Genomic DNA, 21,488 nt, shown 5'->3' on the forward strand with positions numbered 1-21,488 from the left:
GGTGAACGCAGCTCTCGACCCGGCCCCGCGCGACCGGATGGCCGGTGCGCGGCGCCGGCCGCCCGCGCCCGCCCTGCAGCTCGCCGTCCTGGTGGCCGCGGTGCTCGCCGCCGCGCTCGCCGCGCACGGCGCCACCGTCGTCGGCGGCAGCCCGATCTGGATCCTGGCGCTGCTCGCCGGGGTCTGGATCATCTTCCCCGCGCTGCTGCTCACCGCGATCTGGCGGGTGCACACCGCGCTCGGCACCAAACCCGGCCGGGTACTCGGGCCGCTCGAACTCGGCGCCGCCGCCGCGTTCGGCGCGGCCCTGGTACTGCTGGCCGACGGTTCGCCCTTCGCCCGGCTGCCCGCCGCCATCGGCGCGGCCGCCGGTCTGGCCGCCCTCCTCACCCACCTGCGCGCCCGCAGGCGCCGAACGCGACGCCTCGATCTCCGCACCCGCGGCCTGGAGGGCGAGGCGGTGATCACCGACGACGGGCTCGCCCGGTTCCGGCGCACCCCGAGCCCGAAGCTCACCCGGATCACCGTCGAGTACGGCGAGCGGGTGCTCACCCTGCCCGCGCACCAGGACCCGGCGCGGCCGCTCGCGGTCGGCGACCGGGTCCGGCTGTGGGTGGACCCGGGCGACCCGGAGCGGTGGACCGCCGTCGCGGACAATGGCGCCTCGCGGTTGCTCGACCGGTAGCGCTTCCTTGCGCAATCACCGGAACCCCGGTTCACTTTCCGCTATTCTCCGCTCAGCACAGCACACCTCCCGCTCGCCCCCGAGGAGCCGCATGTACCCCGGCGCACACGTCGACCGTTTTCCGGACAAGGCCGCGGTGGTGGTGGCCGAGACCGGGGAGACGCTCAGTTATCGCCAGCTGGAGGAGAATTCGGTGCGGCTCGCGCGGCACCTGCACGAGGCCGGGCTGCGGCGGGGCGATCACCTCGCGCTGCTCTCCGGGAACGACCCGAAGGTGTACGAGGTGTACTGGGCCGCGCTGCGATCCGGGCTTTACATCACGGCGGTGAACCGGCACCTGTCGGCGCCCGAGATCGCCTACATCGTGAACGACTGCGGGGCGCGGGCGCTGATCGCCTCGGCGGAGCTGGCCGAGGTCGCGGCGGAGGTGCTGCCGCAGACGCCGGGGGTGGAGCTGCGGCTGGCGTTCGGCGGGGCGGCGCCGGGGTTCGGGTCGTACGAGGCGGCGCTGGCGGCCGCGTCGGCGGAGCCGAGGGACGACGAGCCGCGCGGCGCGGACATGCTGTACTCGTCCGGGACGACGGGCAGGCCGAAGGGGATTCGGCAGCCGCTGCCGGACCGGCAGGTCGGCGACGCCCCCGGCGATACCTACACCGCCATCTTCGGCCCGCTGTACGGCTTCGACAGCGACACCGTCTACCTCTCCCCCGCCCCGCTCTACCACGCGGCGCCGCTGCGCTTCGGCGGCGTGGTGCACGCGCTCGGCGGGACGCTGGTGATCATGCGCAGGTTCGACGCCGAGCAGGCGCTGGCCGCGATCGAGCGGTTCCGGGTGACGCACAGCCAGTGGGTGCCGACCATGTTCGTGCGCATGCTCAAACTGGATCGGGCAGTTCGCGAGAAGTACGACGTGTCGAGCCTGAAGGTGGCGGTGCACGCGGCGGCGCCGTGCCCGGTCGAGGTCAAGCGGGCGATGATCGAGTGGTGGGGCCCGATCCTGTTCGAGTACTACGCCTCCACCGAGGCCAACGGCGCGACCTTCATCGACAGCGAGCAGTGGCTGCGCAAGCCGGGGTCGGTGGGCACGGCCGGGCTCGGCACCATCCGGATCTGCGGGGACGACGGCGCAGAGCTGCCGGTCGGCGAGATCGGCACCGTCTACTTCGAGCGCGAGGAGGTGCCGTTCGCCTACCACAACGACCCGGCCAAGACCGCCGAGGCGGTGCACCCCGCACACCCGGCCTGGACCACCACCGGCGATATCGGGTACCTGGACGAGGAGGGGTTCCTGTTCCTCACCGACCGCAAGGCGTTCATGATCATCTCGGGCGGGGTGAACATCTACCCGCAGGAGGTGGAGGACGCGCTGGCGCTGCACCCCGAAGTTTTGGACGTGGCGGTGATCGGAGTCCCGGACGAGGAGATGGGCGAGTCGGTGCTCGCCGTCGTGCAGCCCGCGCCCGGCGCCGAGCCGGGTCCGGCGCTCGCCGAGGAGTTGCGCGGGTATCTGCGCGAGCGGATCGCGCACTACAAGGTGCCGCGCACCGTCGACTTCTCGGACGATCTGCCGCGTACGCCTACCGGGAAGCTGGTCAAGGGTAAGTTGCGCGCACGGTACGTGTGAGCCGCTTTCCGGGTCGGCGCAGGGGTGACGACCGCCGTCCCCGGCCGCGTCCGAGCTCGCTGCCGGGATGGGCGGCTCTGGGTGCCGCGGGGGCGCCGCGTGTCGGTGACCTTCCGGACGGTGCTCACCGGGAGCAGCGCCGCCCTTGATCCGGGTGAGAAAGTGGTCAGACCTGCATGCCGAGCCACGAGGCGAACCCGGTGAGGCTGTGGGTCTGCCTGCGCTGCGCGGCGGCGATGCCGTGAACCGTTTCCCGGACGGCCGGGTGCAGGCGGGTCTGTTGCGGCGCGATCCGGCGGGCCCGGTTCAGCGCGTCCAGCGCCTTGTCCGGTTTGCCGACCAGCAGCCATGCGCGGCTCACGTCCTGCCAGTGGTGACCGGCGCGGGTCGGCACGATGGAGGCGGGCAGCGTCAACGCGGAGCCGTCCCGGGCAGCTCGCCCCGGATCGCCCGCCTCCAGCTCGACACCGACCGCGTGAATCTCGGTATTGACCGGGCCAAATAACGTCTCGTAGGACCGCGTCTCATGCCCCAGCCGCCGGCCGATGTCGCGCGCCTCCGCGAGGTGATCGCGGGCTGTGTCCAGCCGCAGCCCCGCGCTGCCGCCACCGCTCCGGCCAGGTGCGCGGCCCCCGCTACCGACAGCGCACCCTCGCTCTCGCCGGGCGATTCCGTGATCACCTTGTCCACAAGGGTCAGGGCGAGGGCGGTGCTGTCCTGCTAGACCAGCAGCCGCGTGCGCATCACCTTGCCGGCAGCCGAGGCGAGGGGGTCACCGCAGCGCGGCCCAGTCGTAGCGGTCGATCGCGGGGATCGTGAGTGACATGAAGCCGAAGCGCCTGCACATCCGATCGGCCGCGTTGTAGGCGCTGCACAGCACCTCGTAGACGGCCGGGTCGGCATTGTGGTGCAACGCATCGTAGGTCTTGCGAATCAGCGTCGGCAGCTTCGCCAACGCTTTGCGGCCGTTGCCTTCCGGTCTTCGTCGTTGATCCGCCGCATGGCGGCTCGCAGATCGGTGATCGCCCCGGGCTCCTCGGCGCGCACGTATTCGCCCTCGCACAGGATCGCCCGCAGGCGGTCGCACGCGCACCCCCCTGATGGCCATCCACGCAGAGCACTGGCCCCCGGTACTTCATGGCCGTGACGTTGATGGAACAGACGGGCTGGTCGTGATCGCGGCGGGGTGGATAGTAGTTATCGGCCTGCTTTTGATCGCGCTCGTGCTCGCTGTGCTGTGGCCCGAACAAGGCCCACCGGATAAGCCCTGACCAGCCCAGGAGCTCGGTCATGCTGTGCCTGACAGCATGAATCGGCATCTCAACCGAGGGATATGAACTTCTGCGCTTCTGCGCAATCACCTTCTACTCTGAGCCGGGTGTTCTATCTCCGGAGACTTTTCGGCGCGCTGCTGACCCTGTGCCTCCTCACCGCAGCGGGACCAGCGGTCGCGGCACCCGTCGTCCCGCTCACCGACGGCAAACCACTCTTCGAGGCACCGTTCCGGCTGGACGAGTACGGCTACGGCGCCACCGAGTACTTCGTCTCCGGTACCGCGCGCTCGTTCATCGATCCGGCGGCCCCGCCCGCGCCGTTCACGACCCGGATCCTGGTCTACCGGCCGACCGACCCGGCCCGGTTCAGCGGGACCACGGTGCTGGAGTGGGCCAACGTCACCGGCCAGGTGGACACCCCGGTCGAGCTCATGTGGGCCTACCGGCACCTCCTCGAATCCGGGCACACCTACGTGCAGGTCTCCGCGCAGCAGGCCGGTGTCTGCGCCATGGGCGTCGCGGATTCCCCACTGTGCACGCCGATGTCGCTGAAGGGCTTCGACCCGCAGCGCTACGGCTCACTGCACCACCCCGGCGACCTCTACGCCGACGACATCTTCTCCCAGGCCGCCCGCGCGGCCCGCGACCTCGTGCCCGAGACCCGCGAGGTCATCGCCGTCGGCGAATCCCAGTCCGCCATCGCCCTGGACAACTACATCCGCTCCGGCGCCGACGACGCCGCCCGGGTGATCGACGGCTTCCTCATCGACGCCGACGGCCACACCGCGAAACCCACCACCTACCGGGTGCCGACGGTGACGGTGTGGAGCGAGGAGTCCGCCCGACCCGACCCGGTCCGCGCCCCGAACCACGCCACCTGGTCGGTGGCCGGACTCGCGCACACCGACCACTGGCTGCTCGCCGACGCCGCGGGTTGGGCCGGGCGCACCTTCCTCGGCGCACCGCTGCGCTCCCGCGCCGAGCAGGAGGCCGTCGAGCGGGCCAGCGGCGACTACGGACAGGAAGGACCGGGACTCTCCACCACCTGCGTGGGCAACAACCAGTTCCCGCGCCGCTACGTCGTGGCCGCCGCCATCGAAGCGGTACGGCACTGGATACGCACCGGCGAACCCGCACCCGACTCGCCCCCGCTGGTGTTCACCGGCGGCACCCTCGACCTCGGCCCGGCCGTACGCGACGGCTTCGGCACCCTGCTCAACGCCGTCAACCCCGAGCTCGGCGGCATCGACGTCCCCGGCATCCTGGGCGCGCCCTTCGCCCTGGTCCGCGACGCGGACGGCAATGCCGCCGGCGGGCTGCGGCTGCCGCCGATGAACGTCCCGGTGGCGGCCTACCACGGCAGCGCCTGCGTGGCGGCCGGGACCACCACACCGTTCACCCCCGAACGGCTACGGCAGCTCTACCCCACGCACGCCGACTACATACAGCGCATGGCCGACGCCATCACCGAAGCGGTCGACCAGCGATTCCTCACCCCGGCCGACGGCCGCGACCTGCTCACCCGGGCCTGCGACTCCGCCATCCCGGAATTCGGCACCACCCCACCGGAGAGACAGCCCGCGCGCTGCGGTCGATGAATCGGCGCGCCCCGCTCCGTCGATACCGATAACCGATCGAGAGGAACCGCCATGACGACCGTGATCGCCGACATCACCATGTCCCTGGACGGCTACGTCACCGGGGCGGGCGCGGGCCCCGGCCGCGGGCTCGGCGACGCCGAGGAGCTGCACGCCTGGGTGAGCGAACGGGACGAGGTGGACAGCGAGATCCTGCGCGGCGCCACCGCCGTCAGCGGCGCGGTGATCATGGGCCGCGGCCTGTACGACGTGGTCGACGGCCCCGGCGGCTGGACCGCCGAGATGGGGTACGGCGCGCAGGAGGCGGGCACGCCGCCGTTCTTCGTGGTCACGCGCGCGGCCCCGGCCGAGAGCAGGCTGGTGCGCGAGCTCGGGCTGCGCGTCACCTTCACCGATTCACTGCCGTCGGCGATCGAGCGGGCCGCCGCGGTGGCCGGGGACGGCGCGGTGGTGCTCATGGGCGGCGGCGAGCTGATCGGCCGGGCAGTCGAGGCCGGGCTCGTCGACGAGCTGCGGCTGCACCTGGCGCCGCTGGTGCTCGGCGGCGGCACGCCGCTCTTCCGGCCCGGCACCCGGCGCCACTACCGGCAGCGGCAGGTGCTGCCCTCCGGCAATGCCTGCCACCTGGTCTACGAGGGAATCACTTCCAGTACGCCTGGAACTTGATCGAGTCCTTGCCGAGCCCGTGCTTGGTCTTGAGCGTCTTGACGATCGAGCGCGTGGTGCGGCCGTCGCACGCCACCCAGCCGAAGGTGCCCTGCCGCAGGGTGATCCCCTCGGCGGCCTCGCGCAGCAGCCTGCCGTCGTCCACCCGCTGCACCCAGGTGACCTCGTGCCGCGGGCCCGCGTGCACCGGGAGCGTCGGGTCGGAGTCGTACTGCCACTCCAGCCACACCCGCGCGGGGGTGTCGCCGATGGCGCGCAGCAGCGAGTTCACGGCGGGCAGCGAGGCGGTGTCGCCGAAGAGCACGAACTCGGCGGGCACCGGCTCCGGGATCGCGAAGTTGGAGGCGCCGATATTCTTCATCGCCGATGCCTCGAGCACCTCCCCCACCTGCGCGTTCTGCGCCCACACCGAGGCGGGGCCGTGGTGCAGGGCGAACTCGACGCCGAAGGTTTCGTTCTCGGGGTCCTGGTCCACCAGCGTGTACCCGCGCTGGCGGTAGTTGCCCTTGCCGTCGTCGAACCAGATCCGGATCCACTGGGTCGGATGCACCGGGTAGTCGGCGAGCAGGCCGGGCGCGCTGAAGCCCACCCGGATGTACTTGTCGGTAATGGAGCGGACCGAGGTGACGGTCAGCTTGTAGTCGTCCGCACGGTAGGCCTTCATCATGAGGCCTTCGAGTCCTTTGCTCATAAAGTCAGGTTAGCCTAACCATTGGCGTTCGGAGAACCCCATTGCCGCTCCGCTCCGCGCACCACGGCACGGACGGCGGTGGCGGCGATCTCGTCGTCGGCGAGCCCGCTGCGCGGGATCAGGATGTGCGAGAGCACGATCCGGACGATGATCTCGGCGGCCTGCTCCGGCGGCACCGCGAGGGCGTGGGCATCCGGGCGGGCGCCGACGATCGGTACGACGAAGGCGCTCACCGTCTCGACCAGGGTCGAGGCCGAATCCCCCTGTGCGATGGCGACATCGAGCAGCCAGCGCGGCTCGTGGTCGCGGACCCGGCGGATCACCGGGTGGCCGCGCAGGTGGGTCAGGGCGAAGCGGACGGCGGCGTGCACCACCTCGGGAAGCGGGGCGAAGAGCTCGACCTCGCGGTAGCCGAGCGCGATCATGGCCGCGACCTCGGCGCGGGCGACGGCGCCGATCATGCCGTTCTTGTCGCCGAACTCGCGGTAGGCCGTCGCGCGGGAGACGCCCGCGCGCTGGGCCACCGCGGCGAGGGTGAGCGCGTCGAGACCGATCTCGCTCATCATCTCCAGGGCGGTCTGCTCCAGGAGCTCGGCATTCCGGGTCACAGGGTCATTATGCCCGGCCCTTGCCGGGACACCATATGAGACTCTATGGTCGATCGGTCTCAGTTCGGTGATCAGGAGGTCCGGCATGCACGCGATCGTGCTCGGTGCGGGAATGGGCGGGCTGCTGGCCGCGCGGGTGCTCTCCGAGCACGTCGACCGGGTGACGGTGCTGGAGCGCGACCGGCTGCCGGCCGAGCCGCGGGCGCGGCGCGGGGTGCCGCAGGGCAAACACGTGCACGGGCTGCTCCCGCGCGGCGCGGCGCTGCTGGAGGAGTTCTTCCCCGGGCTGCGCGCGGAGCTGGTGGCCTCGGGGGCGGTGGAGTGCGCGGCGCTGGAGCAGGTGCGGTTCGCGGTGGCGGGGCATCAGCTGGCCAGGGCGGCGACCGGGCACGTGGCGCTGCAGGCGAGCAGGCCGCACCTGGAGCACCACGTGCGGGCGCGGGTGGCGGCGCTGCCGGGAGTGCAGATCCGGGACGGGGTGGCGGCGCTCGACCTCTCGCACGAGCCGCGCGGCGGGCGGGTCACCGGGGTGCTGGCGCGCGACGGCGACGGTGACCGCCGGCTCGACGCCGATCTGGTGGTGGCGTCCATGGGGCGGGGCAGCGCGGTGAACTCCTGGCTGGAGCGGTTCGGGTACGCGCGGCCCGACGAGGAGGGGACGCCGATCGATATCGTCTACACCAGCGCGTTCGCCAGGCTGCCCGCCGGGGCGCTGGCCGGGGAGCTGAGCATTACCGCCGGGGTGCGGACGGCGCCGCCGCGGGCGCTGGCGATGTTCGCGGTCGAAGGCGGACGGCACATCGTGACGCTCATCGGGTTCGGCGGGGAGAAGCCGCCGGTCGACACCGCCGATTTCGCCTCGTACGCGGCGCATTTCGCGCCGGACGACGTAGTGGCGGCGCTGGCCGGGGCCGAGTACCCCGAGCCGTCGGCCTCCTTCCGGTACCGGGCGAACCTGCGCCGCCGGTACGAGCGGCTGCCGTCCTTCCCGGACGGGCTGCTGGTCACCGGGGACACGCTGTGCAGCTTCAGCCCCGTGTACGGGCAGGGGATGACGGTGGCGGCGATCCAGATGGCGGTGCTGCGCACGGTGCTCGAGGGCGGCACCCGCGATCTGGCGCGCCGCTTCTACCGGGCGGTGCGGCCGGAGATCGACCACGCCTGGCAGCTCACGGTGGCGGCCGACGGCGCCATGCCGCACGTGACGCCGGAGGGGCCGGTGGCGCGGGCGGCGGTCGCGGCGCTGGATCCCATTCTGGTGGCGGCCGAGCGGGATCCGCGGGTCGCCGCGGCGCTCTTCCAGGTGATCGGGCTGGTCGAGCGGCCCTCCTCGCTGCTCACCCCGGAGCTGCTGGCCCGGATCGGCGCCGCCAACGCGGGCGCGCTTCTCGAATCCGCGCTGCGCGGCGCAGGCAGCAGCATCACCCGCGCGCTCACCGCACGGGTGGCCTGAGCGAAGCCTGGCCGCGGAAGGAGGCGGTGGACCGCACCCCGCCGCCCGGCGATATCCGCCGAGCCGTGCGCACCGCACCTCGATACCCGCGCGGCGCGGGGCTCAGATGGCCTGGAGGTACCAGTCCACCCGATCGTCCCCATCGGTGGCACTGTGGCTGTAGCGGAACCGCGCCCGCCGCGCGACGGCGACCGACGCGCTGTGCCCCGGGTCCACCCGGATCACCGCCTCCTCGACGGTGCCGAGCGCGGCCAGGTACCGGCAGCCGAGGATGACGGCCCGGGTGGCGAGGCCGAGACCGCGCCGCTCGGGGTACACCCCGTACTCGATACTGGCCTGCCCCTTGGCCAGGTAGGGCCGGGCCAGCCGGATGTCGAGCAGCCCGATGAGCTCGGCGGCCGGGAGTTCGGTGACGGCGAAGAGCCGGGCCGGGCCGTCGGCGGCCCAGGCGGCGGCGCTGTCGGCGAAGTGCTCGGTCGCCGAATCCTCGGCGCCGAGCTCCGGCCAGAGCCGGACCAGCGCGGCGTCCGCTCCGGCGAGGTGCGCCGGGACATCGGTCACCGTGATCGGGCGCAGGGCGATCACACCATCGGAAACCAGCACGGAACCATGATCGGCAACCGAGCGATGTTCAAGCAAACCGACCCCCTTCCCGGCGGGTCGGGTCAGAGCGCGTTGCGGGTGCAGGCGGAGGTGGTGAGCACGGCGGGGCGCGGCGAGGCGCTGCCGAGATCGGGGAACGGCGGGGCGGTTTCGCCCAGCCCGGCGATGGCGGCGGACTCCGCCTCGGGCCGCGACGGTGCCGCGGCCCAGCCGAACCGCCCGTCCGCGCCGCGGGCGACGGCGGCGCAGCCGTCGGCGTACTGCAGCACGATCCGGCAGTCGTAGACCCCGCAGTTCTTGATCGCCTCGGCGTCGGCGGCGACCCAGCTCCGCTGGTCGGTCGAGACGGCGACCACGCCGGTGGACTCGGAGAGCGAAACCGTGCCGTAGTAGAGCCCCTTCGGCGGTACCGCGCCCGCCGGGGCGGAGATTCCGGCGCCGAGCAGCGCCGCCGTGGTAGCGACGACTCCGGCGACCGACCGGGACAGCGGCGGCAGGGACACGGGACGAACCTCCAGCTCAGCCCCTCACCGACGAGGAGCACCGCGAGAATCATCTCCGCGGTGCTCCCCGTTGTCCAGCGGCCGAAACCGCTGCCGCGCAGAAGCTTCGGCTAGACGGTGAAGCCGAGCGCGCGCAGCTGCTCGCGGCCGTCGTCGGTGATCTTGTCCGGCCCCCACGGCGGGATCCAGACCCAGTTGATCTTCAGGTCCTCGACCAGCCCGCTGCGCACCAGCGCATTGCGCGACTGGTCCTCGATGACGTCGGTGAGCGGGCAGGCGGCGGAGGTCAGCGTCATGTCCAGCACGGCGACGTCCTCCTCCACCTTCAGCCCGTAGACCAGCCCGAGATCGACGACGTTGATGCCGAGTTCGGGGTCGACGACATCGCGCATCGCCTCCTCGAGATCCTCCAGCAGCTTGCTGTCCTCGGCCGAGAGCGCGGGCTCCGGCGTGGTGGTGTCGGGTGTCTCGGTCATGACCCGCTTCCCTTCGATTGCTGATCCTCGATGCGCACCACCGCGTCCTTGAACGCCATCCAGCCCAGCAGGGCGCACTTGACGCGGGCGGGGTACTTGGCGACGCCGGCGAAGGCGATGCCGTCGCCGATCACGTCCTCGTCGCCCTCCACGGTGCCACGGCTGGAGATCATCTCGCTGAACGAGTCGACCACCTTCATGGCCTGCTGCACCGGCAGCCCGATCACCTGGTCGGTGAGGACCGAGGTGCTGGCCTGGCTGATCGAGCAGCCCTGGCCGTCGTAGGAGACGTCGGCGATCTCACCGGCATCGTCGATGGCGACCCGCAGCGTCACCTCGTCACCGCAGGTCGGGTTGACGTGGTGCACCTCGGCGCCGTACGGCTCGCGCAGCCCGCGGTGGTGCGGGTGCTTGTAGTGGTCCAGGATCACTTCCTGGTACATCTGCTCCATGCGCATGGTCTAGGCAACCCCGAAGAACTCGCGGGCCTTCCGCACCGCCGCCACCAGCGCGTCCACCTCGTCGAGGGTGTTGTACACGGCGAAGGAGGCGCGGGCGGTGGCCGCGACGCCGAAGCGCCGGTGCAGCGGCCAGGCGCAGTGGTGCCCGACCCGGATGGCGACGCCCTGGTCGTCCAGGATCTGCCCGACGTCGTGCGCGTGGATGCCGTCCACCACGAAGGCGACCGCGCCGCCGCGCTCCACGTTCTCGGCGGGGCCGACGATCCGCACGCCCTCGATCCCCGACAGCCCGGCCAGCGCGGCGTCCACCAGCGCGTGCTCGTGCGCGGCGACGGCGTCCATGCCGATGGCCTCCAGGTACCGCACCGCCGCGCCCAGCCCGACCACCTGCGAGGTCATCGGCACGCCCGCCTCGAAGCGCTGCGGCGGCGGGGCGTAGGTGCTGCGCTCCATGGTGACGGTCTCGATCATGGAGCCGCCGGTGATGAAGGGCGGGGTCTCCTCGAGCAGCGCGCGGCGCCCGAAGAGCACGCCGACGCCGGAGGGGCCGAGCATCTTGTGCCCGGAGAAGGCGGCGAAATCGACGCCGAGCGCGCGGAAGTCGACCGGCATGTGCGGCACCGACTGGCAGGCGTCGAGCACGACCAGCGCGCCGACGGCCTTCGCCCGGCGCACCAGCTCCTCGACCGGCGCCACGGCACCGGTGACATTGGACTGGTGGGTGAAGGCGACCACCTTGGTGGCCGGGCTCAGCTCCAGCGAGTCCAGGTCGATCCGGCCGTCGTCGGTCACGCCGTACCACTTCAGGGTGGCACCGGTGCGCCGCGCGAGCTCCTGCCAGGGCACGAGGTTCGCGTGGTGCTCCAGCTCGGTGATGACGATCTCGTCGCCGGGGCCGACGTGGTACGGGAAGCGGTCGTCGGCGAAGGCGTAGGTGACCAGGTTCAGCGATTCGGTCGCGTTCTTGGTGAAGACGATCTCACCGGCATCCACGCCGACGAAGCGCGCGATATCGGCGCGCGCGCCCTCGTAGGCGTCGGTGGCCTCCTCGGCCAGCTGGTGCGCGCCCCGGTGCACCGCCGAGTTCCGGGTGACGAGGAACTCGCGCTCGGCGTCCAGCACCGCCTCCGGGCGCTGGGCGGTGGCCCCGGAATCCAGGTACACCAGCGGTTTTCCGTCGCGCACCGTGCGGCTCAGGATCGGGAAGTCGGCCCGGATCCGTGCCACGTCGAGCACGCGCTCGGGTGCTGCGGTCATGTCAGGCTCCGGCGGTCGCGGTCTGGGTGAAGCGGACGTAGCCATTGGCGTCCAGCTCGTCGGCGAGCTCGGCGCCGCCCTCGGCGACGATCCGGCCACCGACGAAGACGTGCACGAACTCCGGCTGGATGTAGCGCAGGATGCGGGTGTAGTGCGTGATCAGCAGCACCCCGCCGTTCTCCTGCTGCTGGTAGCGGTTGACGCCGTCGGAGACGATCCGCAGCGCGTCCACGTCCAGCCCGGAGTCGGTCTCGTCCAGGATGGCGATCTTCGGCTTCAGCAGCCCGAGCTGCAGGATCTCGTGCCGCTTCTTCTCGCCGCCGGAGAAGCCCTCGTTCACGCTGCGCTCGGCGAAGGCGGCGTCGATCTCCAGCTCGCCCATCGACTCCTTCACCTCCTTGACCCAGTGCCGCAGCTTGGGGGCCTCGCCGCGGACCGCGGTGACGGCGGTGCGCAGGAAGTTCGACATGGAGACGCCGGGCACCTCGACCGGGTACTGCATGGCGAGGAAGAGCCCGGCGCGGGCGCGCTCGTCCACCGACATGGCGAGCAGGTCCTCGCCGTCCAGGGTGATCGAGCCGGAGGTCACGGTGTACTTGGGGTGACCGGCGATGGCGTAGGAGAGCGTGGACTTGCCGGAGCCGTTGGGGCCCATGATGGCGTGCGTCTCACCGGACTTCACGGTGAGGTTCACGCCCTTGAGGATCTCCTTGGTCTCGCCCTCGGGGGTCGTGATCTCGGCGTGCAGGTCCTTGATTTCCAGGGTGGTCATCGAATGTCCTTCGGGGGCTGTGGGGTCGGGTGTCAGGCGCCGATGGCGGCGAGCTCGGCCTCGATGGCCGCCTCCAGCCGCTCCCGCACCTCGGGGACCGCGATCTTCTGGATGATCTCGTGGAAGAAGCCGCGGACCACCAGGCGGCGGGCGACGTCCTCCGGAATGCCGCGGGCGCGCAGGTAGAAGAGCTGCTCGTCGTCGAAGCGGCCGGTGGCCGAGGCGTGCCCGGCGCCGAGGATCTCGCCGGTCTCGATCTCCAGGTTCGGCACCGAGTCGGCGCGGGCGCCGTCGGTGAGCACCAGGTTGCGGTTCAGCTCGAAGGTGTCGGTGCCCTCGGCCGCGGCGCGGATCAGCACGTCGCCGACCCACACGGTGCGGGCATCGCCCTTCGGCGACTCCGGATCACCCTGCAGCGCGCCCTTGTAGAGCACGTTCGACTTGCAGTTCGGCACCGCGTGGTCGACCAGCAGCCGCTGCTCGAAGTGCTGGCCCGCGTCGGCGAAGTACAGCCCGAGCAGCTCGGCGTCGCCGCCGGGGCCCGCGTAGCGCACGGTGCCGGTGAGCCGCACCAGGTCGCCGCCGAGCGTGACGGCGGCGTGCCGGAGCGTGGCGTCCCGGCCGAGCAGCGCGTGGTGCGCGGTGACGTGCACGGTGTCGTCGGCCCAGTCCTGCACCGCGACCACGGTGAGCCGGGCGCTGTCGCCGAGCACGAACTCCACGTTCTCCGCGTAGGTCCCGCTGCCGCGCAGGTCGATCACCACGGTGGCGGTGGCGAAGTTGCCGAGCCGCACCTGGAGGTGGCCGTACGCGGTGTGGCCCTCGCCCGGACCGGTGATCGTCACGGTGACGGGGTCGGCGACCTCGACCTCGGCGCCGACCGACAGCACGGTGGCCTGCTCGAAGCCCGAGTAGGCCTGCGCGGCAACGCGATCGGCGGGGGTTCCGGCCGCGCCGAGGCGGGCGTCGTCCCGGCCGACGGTCTCGATCGTCACACCGTCGACCGGCGTGACCTCGACCGTCGCGCTGCCGTCGCGGGTCGCGGTGCCGTCGTGCAGCCCGCGCAGCCGGCGCAGCGGGGTGAACCGCCACGCCTCGTCCCGGCCCGACGGCACCTCGAAGGCATCGACGTCGAAGGAGGTGAAGACCTCACCCTTGTTGACCGCGGGCCGCACCTCGACGGCCTCGGCCACGTTCTCGGCGGGCATCAGCCGACCGCCCCTTCCATCTGCAGCTCGATCAGCCGGTTCAGCTCCAGCGCGTACTCCATGGGCAGCTCCTTGGCGATCGGCTCCACGAAGCCGCGGACCACCATGGCCATCGCCTCGTCCTCGGTGAGGCCGCGGCTCATGAGGTAGAAGAGCTGGTCCTCGGAGACCTTGGAGACGGTCGCCTCGTGCCCCATGGTGACGTCGTCCTCGCGGATGTCGACGTAGGGGTAGGTGTCCGAGCGGCTCACCGTGTCCACCAGCAGCGCGTCGCACTTCACCGTGGACTTGGAGCCGTAGGCGCCCTTGTTCACCTGCACCAGGCCGCGGTAGGAGGCCCGCCCGCCGCCGCGCGCCACCGACTTCGAGATGATGTTCGAGGAGGTGTGCGGCGCCAGGTGCAGCATCTTCGCGCCGGTGTCCTGGTGCTGGCCCTCGCCGGCGAAGGCGATGGAGAGCACCTCGCCCCTGGCGTGCTCGCCGGTCATCCAGACCGCCGGGTACTTCATGGTGACCTTGGAGCCGATATTGCCGTCGACCCACTCCATGGTCGCGCCCGCCTCCGCCTTGGCCCGCTTGGTGACCAGGTTGTAGACGTTGTTCGACCAGTTCTGGATGGTGGTGTAGCGGCAGCGGCCGCCCTTCTTCACCACGATCTCGACCACCGCGGAGTGCAGCGAGTCGGACTTGTAGATCGGCGCGGTGCAGCCCTCGACGTAGTGCACGTAGGCGCCCTCGTCGACGATGATCAGGGTGCGCTCGAACTGCCCCATGTTCTCGGTGTTGATCCGGAAGTAGGCCTGCAGCGGGATGTCCACGTGCACGCCGGGCGGCACGTAGATGAAGGAGCCGCCGGACCAGACCGCGGTGTTCAGCGCGGAGAACTTGTTGTCACCGGCCGGGATGACCGAGCCGAAGTACTCCTGGAAGATCTCCGGGTGCTCCTTGAGACCGGTGTCGGTGTCGAGGAAGATGACGCCCTGCTGCTCCAGGTCCTCGCGGATCTGGTGGTAGACCACCTCGGACTCGTACTGCGCGGCGACACCCGCGACCAGCCGCTGCTTCTCCGCCTCCGGGATGCCCAGCTTGTCGTAGGTGTTCTTGATGTCCTCCGGCAGCTCCTCCCAGGAGGCGGCCTGCTTCTCGGTGGAGCGCACGAAGTACTTGATGTTGTCGAAGTCGATGCCGTCGAGCTGGGAGCCCCAGTTCGGCATGGGCTTGCGGTCGAAGATGCGCAGCGCCTTGAGGCGCACGTCGAGCATCCACTCCGGCTCGCTCTTCTTGTCCGAGATGTCGCGCACGACGGCTTCGGAGAGGCCGCGCTGCGCGGCAGCGCCCGCCGCGTCCGAATCGGCCCAGCCGTAGCCGTAGGTGCCCAGGGACGCGATGGTCTCCTCCTGGGACAGCGGCTGCACCTGGTCGGTGGTCGTCGTCATTCGGCACTCCTTCCGGAGTTCTCGGTAGTGACCGCCGCGGGCTGGGCGGCGGTGGCTTTCGGTGCGCGTACGAGCAGCGGAACGTGGGTGGTGCAGGCGCAGTCGCCGTTGGCGATGGTCGCCAGGCGCTGCACATGGGTGCCGAGCAGCTCCCGGAAGGCCGTCAGCTCGGCCTCGCACAACTCGGGGAACTCCTCGGCGACGTGCGCGACCGGGCAGTGGTGCTGGCAGATCTGCACACCCGCGCCGACCTTCCTGGTGGTGGCCGCGAAGCCGGCGCCGGCGAAGGCGCCCGCGATCTCCTCGGCCTTCTCCGTGATCTCACCGGCATCGCGCCGGTCGTCGTGCGCCAGCGGCTCGACCTCGCCCACGATGGCCTCGACCCGATCGCGCGCGAAATCCCGGATGGCCTGCTGGCCGCCGAGCGTACGCAGCCGCCGCATGGCGGCGCCGGCCAGGTCGTCGTAGGCGTGCCCCATCCGGCCTCGGCCCGCCGCGGTGAGCTGGAACTGCTTGGCCGGGCGGCCGCGGCCGCGCTGCTGCCACGGCGCCGAGCGGCTGGCCCGCGCCTGCCCGGACTCGATGAGGGCGTCCAGGTGCCTGCGCACCCCCGCGGGCGTCAAGCCGAGCCGGGTGCCGACGGCGGTGGCGGTGATCGGCCCCTCCTCCAGCAGCAGCTGCACGATGGCGGCGCGGGTCTGGCCCTCGACCGGGACAGCGGCGGGCGCGGCGCCGGCCGGGCGGCCGGTTCCGTCGTCGTCGTTCCGCAAATCCACGGTTTTCACAACACAAGTGTGGCGGAATTACTTCCCGAAATCTAATAAGGGTGCCCTGAGCTGCCGCATCCCCGCCGCGGGGGACGTTGCCCTTCGAGTGGTCGACTGCCCGAATCGCCTGATTTTTCGGCTCCGAGGTGCGACGAACGCCACATTCGAAAAATATTCGCGGCGAGTGTCGATCTCTCCCGTTCCCGTTCGACGCAGTGGGTGAAAGGGTCGAGACGCGACCGGAGACAGAGAGGCAGAACCATGAAGTACATGCTGATCATGCGGACCACCGACGAGGCGCTCGCCGCCGCCGCCGAGGTGGACTTCGAGCAGGTCATCGCCGAGATGGGCGCCTACAACGAGGCCATGATCAAGGCCGGGGTGCTGGCGGGCGGCGACGGCCTGACCGACGCCGCCGAGGGCTTCGTCGTCGAGTTCACCGACGAGGAGCCGCTCGTCACCGACGGCCCGTACGGCGAGACCAAGGAGCTGTTCAACGGCTTCTGGATCCTCGATGTCGCCTCCGCCGAGGAGGCCGCGGAGTGGGCGCGCAAGGCGCCGCTCGGCAAGGGCAACAAGCTGGAGGTGCGCCGGATCACCGGGGTCGAGGACTTCCCGGCCGACAACGAGTGGATCCAGAAGGAGAAGGTCTGGCGGGCCGAGGCCGAGGCGAAGAACTCCTGAGGTGACCGGGACGGTTCAGGGCCGGGTCGCCGCGGTGTGGCGGATGGAATCCGCGCGCATCGTGGCGGCCCTGACCCGCTCGCTCGGCGATTTCGGCATAGCCGAGGACGCCGCCCAGGAGGCGCTCGCCGACGCGCTCGCGCAGTGGCCGGAGCGCGGCGTGCCGGAGAACCCCGGCGCCTGGCTCACCACCGTCGCCAGGCGCAGGGCGATCGATGTGCTGCGCCGCGCCGAGCGGCACGACGAGCGGGTCACCGTGCTCGGCGCCGACCTGCGCGAGGGCGGCCCCGACGAGGAGCACTGGACCGGCCCGCCGTGGGATCCGGATCGGATCGACGACGACGTGCTCGGCCTGATCTTCATCTCCTGCCACCCGGTGCTGGCCAGGCAGGCGCAGGTGGCGTTGACGTTGCGCGTGGTCGGCGGGCTCACCGGCGAGGAGATCGCCCGCGCCTGCCTGATCTCCACCCCCGCGGTGCAGCAGCGCATCGTGCGTGCCAAGAAGACCCTGGCCGCGGCGAATGTCCCCTTCGAACTCCCCCCGCGCAGCGAGTTCGGCACCCGGCTGACCGGCGTCCTCGCCGTGCTGTACCTCATGTTCAACGAGGGCTACGCGGCGAGCCGCGGCATCGACTGGATGCGCCCCGAGCTGAGCCGCGAGGCACTCCGCCTGGCCCGGGTCCTGGCCGAACTGGTCCCGGCCGAGCCGGAGGCACACGGCTTGGTAGCGCTGATGGAACTGACCGCCGCCCGCTTCCCCGCCCGCCTCGACCGCGACGGCGACCCCGTCCTCCTGGCCGACCAGGACCGCGCCCGCTGGGACCGCGGCAGCATCACCCGCGGCCGCGCGGCACTGGCCAGGGGCGACGCCCTCCGCCGCGGCCGCGGCAAGTACGCCCTCCAGGCGGCGATCGCCGAGTGCCACGCCGTAGCCCCCTCGGTCACCGACACCGACTGGGAGCGCATAGTCCTGCTCTACGAAGCCCTCGGCCGCACAGCCCCCAACCCGGTCGTGGAACTCAACCGCGCCGCCGCCGTAGCCATGGCCACCGGCCCCGAAGCCGCGCTCCGCATCCTGGACGCACTCGACTCCGGCGGCAGACTCGACCGCTACCACCTCCTCCCCGCCACCCGCGGCGAACTCCTCGCCCAGCTCGGCCGCGTGGACGAGGCACGAGCCGCCCTGGAGGCGGCCGCCGCACTGACCGGCAATGCCCGCGAACGAGAGGTCCTCCTTCGCCGCGCGGCCGCCGTGTAGCCGACCCGACGCGAAGGCGAAGCCGTTAGAAAATCATCTTTTGACTACGCTGACAGCCCGTGGCGGTACTAACAGGCGCACGGCGTCGATTCGTGGCATTCGGACGTCGCGCCCTCGGGCTCGACGTGCCCGCCGACCACACCATCGCGGTGCTGCACACCGACGAAAAGGAAGTCCCCGGCCTCGACCGCGACGAGCTGCGCCAGCTCGACCGCATCCGCCTCCTCGGCGCCACCGGCACCGTCCTCATGGCGATCGCCGCCCTTGGCATCGGCGCCCAGCCGGTTCACCAGAACCCCGTCTCCGGCCTCCGGGTACTCGGCATCTTCGCCCGCGCGCACACCGGTTCGCTGGCCATGTGCATGGTCGGCTCCGCCATCGTGGTCCTCGCCTGGCTGCTGCTCGGCCGCTTCGCCATCGGCAGCCTCGGCGGCTCCCCGATACACCGGCTCTCCCGCTCGCAGCTCGACCGCACGCTGCTGCTCTGGATCCTCCCGCTGAGCGTGGCGCCCCCGCTGTTCAGCAACGACGTCTACTCCTACCTGGCGCAGAGCGAGATCGCCGGGCGCGGGATCGATCCGTACTCGGAGGGGCCGGTCGCCGGGCTCGGCATCGACAATGTGCTCACCAACAATGTGCCGACCATCTGGCGCGACACCCCCGCGCCGTACGGCCCGCTCTTCCTCTGGGTCGGCCGCGGGATCGCCGAGCTGACCGGGGAGAACATCATCGCCGGGGTGTGGGCGCACCGCGCGCTGGCGCTGGCGGGGGTGGCGCTCATCGTGTGGGCGCTGCCGCGGCTCTCGGTGCGCTGCGGGGTGGCGCCGGTGAGCGCGCTCTGGCTCGGCGCCTGCAACCCGCTGGTCCTCTTCCACCTGGTGGGCGGGGTGCACAACGACGCGCTCATGCTCGGGCTGATGCTGGCCGGGCTGGAGTTCTGCCTGCGCGCCATCGAGGACTCGCCGGTCTTCGACGCCCGCACCTACGCGCTGCTGATCGGCGGCGCGGTGACGATCACGCTCTCCTCCACCGTCAAGTTCACCTCGATCATCGCGCTCGGCTTCGTCGGCATGGCGCTGGCCAGGCGCTGGGGCGCGGGGCCGTGGTCGATTCTCAAGGCGGCGCTGTTCCTGGCGCTGGTGGCGGGGGTGACGACCGTCGCGATCAGCACAGCCAGCGGGCTCGGCTTCGGCTGGCTCTACACGCTGAACACGGCGAGCGCGGTGCGCAGCTGGATGTCGCTGCCGACCGCGCTCGGCGTGATCACCGGCTTCGGCGGGGTGCTGCTCGGGCTCGGCGACCACACCACCGCGCTGCTCAGCATCACCCGGCCGATCGCCGCGCTCGGCGCCGCCTTCATCGCGCTGCGCATGCTGGTGGCGACCAATACCGGGCGGCTGCACCCGGTCGGGGCGCTGGGCGTCGCGCTCGGCGCCATCGTGCTGCTCTTCCCGGTGGTGCAGCCCTGGTACCTGCTCTGGGCCATCGTGCCGCTGGCGGCCTGGGCCACCAGGCCCGCCTTCCGCGGCCCGGCGGTGGTGGTCCCGGCGATCGTGAGCGTGATCGCCATGCCGCGCGGTGCGGAGTTCGAGGTGTTCCAGATCGTGGGCGCGGCCGTGGCCGGGGTGATCGTGGTGGTGCTGTTCGTGGTGCTCACCAGGAACCGGCTGCCCTGGCGTCAGCCGGGGGTGTCGGCTCCGTCACAGCCGGCGAGTGCCTACGGTGTGTCATCGTGACCGCTGCCCCCGATCTCGCGCTCCGCGTCGACGGCGTCGTCAAGCGCTACGGCGAGACCGTCGCGGTCGACGAACTGACCTTCGACGTGCGGCGCGCGGAGGTGCTGGCGCTGCTCGGGCCGAACGGCGCGGGCAAGACCAGCACGGTGGAGATGTGCGAGGGCTTCCTGCGCCCGGACGCCGGCAGCGTGCGGGTGCTCGGGCTGGACCCGATCGCCGACTCCGAGGCGCTGCGCCCGCGGATCGGCGTCATGCTGCAGGGCGGCGGCGCCTACCCGGGCTCGCGGGCGGGCGAGATGCTGGAGCTGGTCGCGGCGTACTCCGCGAACCCGCTCGACCCGCAGTGGCTGCTCGACACGCTCGGCCTGCGCGACCACCAGCGCACCCCCTACCGCAGGCTCTCCGGCGGGCAGCAGCAGCGGCTGGCGCTGGCCTGCGCGCTGGTCGGGCGGCCGGAGATCGTCTTCCTGGACGAGCCGACCGCCGGGCTGGATGCCCAGGCCAGGCTGATCGTCTGGGAGCTGGTCGCGGCGCTGCGCCGGGACGGCGTGACCGTCGTGCTCACCACGCACCTCATGGACGAGGCCGAGGAGCTGGCCGACCGGCTGGTCATCATCGACCACGGCCGGATCGTCGCGCAGGGCACCCCCGCCGAGGTCACCGCGCACGGCGCCGCCGGGCAGCTGCGCTTCGCCGCGCCGCCGAAGCTCGACCTGGAGCTGCTGGCCAGGGCGCTGCCGGAGGGGTTCGCGCCGCGCGAGACCGCGCCGGGCGCCTACCTGATCGAGGGCGAGATCGACCCGCAGGTGCTGGCCACCGTGACCGCCTGGTGCGCCAGGCAGAACGTGCTCGCCACCGATATCCGGATCGACCAGCGCCGCCTCGAGGACGTCTTCCTCGAACTCACCGGACGGGAGCTGCGCGGATGACCACCGACCCGGAGAACCGGTTCGCGCCGGGCACCTTCGCCCCCGACCCGCACCCGGCGAGCCGGGCCGCCATGCTCGCCGCGCAGACCCGGCTGGAGCTGGTGCTGCTGCTGCGCAACGGCGAGCAGCTGCTGCTCACCATGTTCATCCCGATCACCCTGCTGGTCGGGCTCACCCTGCTGCCCTTCGGCGACCTGGGCAGCGAGCGCGTGGACACCATCGTGCCCGCGGTGATGATGGTGGCGGTGATGTCCACCGCCTTCACCGGGCAGGCCATCGCGGTCGGCTTCGACCGGCGCTACGGCGCGCTCAAGCGGCTCGGCGCGACGGCGCTGCCGCGCTGGGGCATCATCGCGGGCAAGAGCGGCGCGGTGGTGCTCGTGGTGATCGTGCAGGCGCTGCTGCTCGGCGCGATCGGGCTGGCGCTGGGCTGGCGGCCGGAGCCGCTCGGGCTGCTGCTCGGCGCCGCGGTGATCGCGCTCGGCACCGTCACCTTCGCCGCGCTCGGGCTGCTGCTCGGCGGCACGCTGCGCGCCGAGATCGTGCTGGCGCTGGCCAATATCCTCTGGTTCGTGATGCTGGGCATCGCCAGCGTGCACTTCGCCGCGGGCTCGGTGCCGGACGCCGTGCACACCCTGGTCCGGCTGGTGCCGTCCGGCGCGCTCGCGGTGGCGCTGGAGGAGAGCATGCGCGGCGCGGTGGACGTGTTCGGGCTGCTGGTGCTCGCGGTGTGGGGGCTCGCGGGCGGGGTGGCCGCGGTGCGCTGGTTCCGGTTCCAGTAGCCCTCAACGACGCGGTG

The 21,488-nt window shown here is 71.7% G+C and carries 23 protein-coding genes; 10 read left to right on the forward strand and 13 right to left on the reverse strand.

What is annotated here, in order from left to right; all coding sequences use genetic code 11:
- Position 1: 1 nt before the first annotated feature.
- Complete coding sequence (locus AB0H71_RS22610; RefSeq protein ID WP_357024182.1) at positions 2-685, forward strand: hypothetical protein; 684 nt, start codon at positions 2-4, stop codon at positions 683-685.
- A gap of 91 nt (positions 686-776) precedes the next feature.
- Complete coding sequence (locus AB0H71_RS22615; RefSeq protein ID WP_357024185.1) at positions 777-2,309, forward strand: acyl-CoA synthetase; 1,533 nt, start codon at positions 777-779, stop codon at positions 2,307-2,309.
- A gap of 166 nt (positions 2,310-2,475) precedes the next feature.
- Here AB0H71_RS22615 and AB0H71_RS22620 read toward each other — a convergent pair whose 3' ends face one another.
- The gene (locus AB0H71_RS22620) at positions 2,476-2,724 is read right to left on the reverse strand and encodes a hypothetical protein (protein WP_357024187.1); all 249 of its coding nucleotides are present in this window, start codon (positions 2,722-2,724) and stop codon (positions 2,476-2,478) included.
- A 357-nt stretch (positions 2,725-3,081) separates the two neighbouring features.
- The gene (locus AB0H71_RS22625; RefSeq protein WP_357024190.1) at positions 3,082-3,264 is read right to left on the reverse strand and encodes a hypothetical protein; all 183 of its coding nucleotides are present in this window, start codon (positions 3,262-3,264) and stop codon (positions 3,082-3,084) included.
- A 423-nt stretch (positions 3,265-3,687) separates the two neighbouring features.
- Between AB0H71_RS22625 and AB0H71_RS22630 the strand changes: the two genes are divergently transcribed.
- Together AB0H71_RS22630 and AB0H71_RS22635 are read left to right on the forward strand one after the other, a co-directional pair.
- Positions 3,688-5,181 (forward strand): alpha/beta hydrolase domain-containing protein, encoded by a 1,494-nt coding sequence (locus AB0H71_RS22630; protein ID WP_357024193.1) that lies wholly within the window; start codon positions 3,688-3,690, stop codon positions 5,179-5,181.
- Between the two features lie 51 nt (positions 5,182-5,232).
- On the forward strand, positions 5,233-5,847 hold the full coding sequence (locus AB0H71_RS22635) for a dihydrofolate reductase family protein (RefSeq protein ID WP_357024196.1): 615 nt from the start codon (positions 5,233-5,235) through the stop codon (positions 5,845-5,847).
- Here the strand turns inward: AB0H71_RS22635 and AB0H71_RS22640 are convergent.
- Together AB0H71_RS22640 and AB0H71_RS22645 are read right to left on the reverse strand one after the other, a co-directional pair.
- Complete coding sequence (locus tag AB0H71_RS22640) at positions 5,822-6,538, reverse strand: siderophore-interacting protein (protein WP_357024198.1); 717 nt, start codon at positions 6,536-6,538, stop codon at positions 5,822-5,824. The two genes, AB0H71_RS22635 and AB0H71_RS22640, sit on opposite strands and share 26 nt — an antisense overlap.
- Positions 6,539-6,552: 14 nt before the next feature.
- Positions 6,553-7,146 carry a helix-turn-helix domain-containing protein gene (locus tag AB0H71_RS22645; protein WP_357024200.1) on the reverse strand — a complete coding sequence of 198 codons (594 nt, stop codon included), beginning with the start codon at positions 7,144-7,146 and terminating at the stop codon, positions 6,553-6,555.
- 85 nt (positions 7,147-7,231) lie between these two features.
- On the opposite strand from AB0H71_RS22645, the gene AB0H71_RS22650 reads away from it, so the two are divergent.
- Complete coding sequence (locus tag AB0H71_RS22650; RefSeq protein WP_357024203.1) at positions 7,232-8,599, forward strand: FAD-dependent monooxygenase; 1,368 nt, start codon at positions 7,232-7,234, stop codon at positions 8,597-8,599.
- 102 nt (positions 8,600-8,701) lie between these two features.
- Here AB0H71_RS22650 and AB0H71_RS22655 read toward each other — a convergent pair whose 3' ends face one another.
- From AB0H71_RS22655 to AB0H71_RS22695, 9 genes are all read right to left on the reverse strand, one after another.
- Positions 8,702-9,202, reverse strand: a complete 501-nt coding sequence (locus AB0H71_RS22655) for a GNAT family N-acetyltransferase (RefSeq protein ID WP_357024206.1) — start codon at positions 9,200-9,202, stop codon at positions 8,702-8,704.
- 62 nt (positions 9,203-9,264) lie between these two features.
- A complete protein-coding gene (locus tag AB0H71_RS22660) occupies positions 9,265-9,705 on the reverse strand; it encodes a DUF4189 domain-containing protein (RefSeq protein WP_357024208.1) in 441 nt (146 codons plus the stop codon).
- 110 nt (positions 9,706-9,815) lie between these two features.
- Complete coding sequence (locus AB0H71_RS22665) at positions 9,816-10,181, reverse strand: metal-sulfur cluster assembly factor (protein ID WP_357024211.1); 366 nt, start codon at positions 10,179-10,181, stop codon at positions 9,816-9,818.
- Positions 10,178-10,639, reverse strand: coding sequence for a Fe-S cluster assembly sulfur transfer protein SufU (sufU, locus tag AB0H71_RS22670; protein ID WP_357024214.1), 462 nt, complete (start codon positions 10,637-10,639; stop codon positions 10,178-10,180). Before sufU ends, AB0H71_RS22665 begins: the two co-directional genes overlap by 4 nt.
- A gap of 3 nt (positions 10,640-10,642) precedes the next feature.
- Positions 10,643-11,899, reverse strand: coding sequence for a cysteine desulfurase (locus tag AB0H71_RS22675; protein ID WP_357024217.1), 1,257 nt, complete (start codon positions 11,897-11,899; stop codon positions 10,643-10,645).
- A gap of 1 nt (position 11,900) precedes the next feature.
- Positions 11,901-12,671 (reverse strand): Fe-S cluster assembly ATPase SufC, encoded by a 771-nt coding sequence (gene sufC, locus AB0H71_RS22680; protein ID WP_357024220.1) that lies wholly within the window; start codon positions 12,669-12,671, stop codon positions 11,901-11,903.
- A 32-nt stretch (positions 12,672-12,703) separates the two neighbouring features.
- A complete protein-coding gene (gene sufD, locus AB0H71_RS22685; RefSeq protein ID WP_357024222.1) occupies positions 12,704-13,879 on the reverse strand; it encodes a Fe-S cluster assembly protein SufD in 1,176 nt (391 codons plus the stop codon).
- A complete protein-coding gene (gene sufB, locus AB0H71_RS22690; RefSeq protein ID WP_357024225.1) occupies positions 13,879-15,315 on the reverse strand; it encodes a Fe-S cluster assembly protein SufB in 1,437 nt (478 codons plus the stop codon). The genes sufD and sufB overlap by 1 nt, the downstream gene beginning before the upstream one ends.
- Positions 15,312-16,091 carry a metalloregulator ArsR/SmtB family transcription factor gene (locus AB0H71_RS22695; RefSeq protein WP_357024540.1) on the reverse strand — a complete coding sequence of 260 codons (780 nt, stop codon included), beginning with the start codon at positions 16,089-16,091 and terminating at the stop codon, positions 15,312-15,314. The genes sufB and AB0H71_RS22695 overlap by 4 nt, the downstream gene beginning before the upstream one ends.
- Positions 16,092-16,343: 252 nt before the next feature.
- Between AB0H71_RS22695 and AB0H71_RS22700 the strand changes: the two genes are divergently transcribed.
- The 5 genes from AB0H71_RS22700 to AB0H71_RS22720 are packed head-to-tail and all read left to right on the forward strand — an operon-like array spanning position 16,344 to position 21,471.
- The gene (locus AB0H71_RS22700; protein WP_357024228.1) at positions 16,344-16,766 is read left to right on the forward strand and encodes a YciI family protein; all 423 of its coding nucleotides are present in this window, start codon (positions 16,344-16,346) and stop codon (positions 16,764-16,766) included.
- 43 nt (positions 16,767-16,809) lie between these two features.
- Positions 16,810-18,024 (forward strand): DUF6596 domain-containing protein, encoded by a 1,215-nt coding sequence (locus tag AB0H71_RS22705; RefSeq protein ID WP_357024543.1) that lies wholly within the window; start codon positions 16,810-16,812, stop codon positions 18,022-18,024.
- A 59-nt stretch (positions 18,025-18,083) separates the two neighbouring features.
- Entirely contained in the window at positions 18,084-19,760 is a 1,677-nt protein-coding gene (gene mptB / locus AB0H71_RS22710; RefSeq protein WP_357024231.1) for a polyprenol phosphomannose-dependent alpha 1,6 mannosyltransferase MptB, read from the forward strand.
- Positions 19,757-20,689 (forward strand): ABC transporter ATP-binding protein, encoded by a 933-nt coding sequence (locus AB0H71_RS22715; RefSeq protein WP_357024235.1) that lies wholly within the window; start codon positions 19,757-19,759, stop codon positions 20,687-20,689. The genes mptB and AB0H71_RS22715 overlap by 4 nt, the downstream gene beginning before the upstream one ends.
- Positions 20,686-21,471 carry an ABC transporter permease gene (locus AB0H71_RS22720; protein WP_357024238.1) on the forward strand — a complete coding sequence of 262 codons (786 nt, stop codon included), beginning with the start codon at positions 20,686-20,688 and terminating at the stop codon, positions 21,469-21,471. Before AB0H71_RS22715 ends, AB0H71_RS22720 begins: the two co-directional genes overlap by 4 nt.
- Positions 21,472-21,488 lie beyond the last annotated feature (17 nt).

Origin of the sequence: Nocardia sp. NPDC050697 (assembly GCF_040654395.1) — a bacterium.
Taxonomy (GTDB): Bacteria; Actinomycetota; Actinomycetes; order Mycobacteriales; family Mycobacteriaceae; genus Nocardia.

Excerpts from the sequence above, each read along its gene's own strand:
- AB0H71_RS22615 (WP_357024185.1), top strand. The coding sequence starts at position 777 with ATGTACCCCGGCGCACACGTCGACCGTTTTCCGGACAAGGCCGCGGTG.
- AB0H71_RS22635 (WP_357024196.1), top strand. The coding sequence starts at position 5,233 with ATGACGACCGTGATCGCCGACATCACCATGTCCCTGGACGGCTACGTC.
- AB0H71_RS22640 (WP_357024198.1), bottom strand. The coding sequence starts at position 6,538 with ATGAGCAAAGGACTCGAAGGCCTCATGATGAAGGCCTACCGTGCGGAC.
- AB0H71_RS22650 (WP_357024203.1), top strand. The coding sequence starts at position 7,232 with ATGCACGCGATCGTGCTCGGTGCGGGAATGGGCGGGCTGCTGGCCGCG.
- AB0H71_RS22665 (WP_357024211.1), bottom strand. The coding sequence starts at position 10,181 with ATGACCGAGACACCCGACACCACCACGCCGGAGCCCGCGCTCTCGGCC.
- sufU (WP_357024214.1), bottom strand. The coding sequence starts at position 10,639 with ATGCGCATGGAGCAGATGTACCAGGAAGTGATCCTGGACCACTACAAG.
- AB0H71_RS22675 (WP_357024217.1), bottom strand. The coding sequence starts at position 11,899 with ATGACCGCAGCACCCGAGCGCGTGCTCGACGTGGCACGGATCCGGGCC.
- sufC (WP_357024220.1), bottom strand. The coding sequence starts at position 12,671 with ATGACCACCCTGGAAATCAAGGACCTGCACGCCGAGATCACGACCCCC.
- sufD (WP_357024222.1), bottom strand. The coding sequence starts at position 13,879 with ATGCCCGCCGAGAACGTGGCCGAGGCCGTCGAGGTGCGGCCCGCGGTC.
- sufB (WP_357024225.1), bottom strand. The coding sequence starts at position 15,315 with ATGACGACGACCACCGACCAGGTGCAGCCGCTGTCCCAGGAGGAGACC.
- AB0H71_RS22700 (WP_357024228.1), top strand. The coding sequence starts at position 16,344 with ATGAAGTACATGCTGATCATGCGGACCACCGACGAGGCGCTCGCCGCC.
- AB0H71_RS22705 (WP_357024543.1), top strand. The coding sequence starts at position 16,810 with ATGGAATCCGCGCGCATCGTGGCGGCCCTGACCCGCTCGCTCGGCGAT.
- AB0H71_RS22720 (WP_357024238.1), top strand. The coding sequence starts at position 20,686 with ATGACCACCGACCCGGAGAACCGGTTCGCGCCGGGCACCTTCGCCCCC.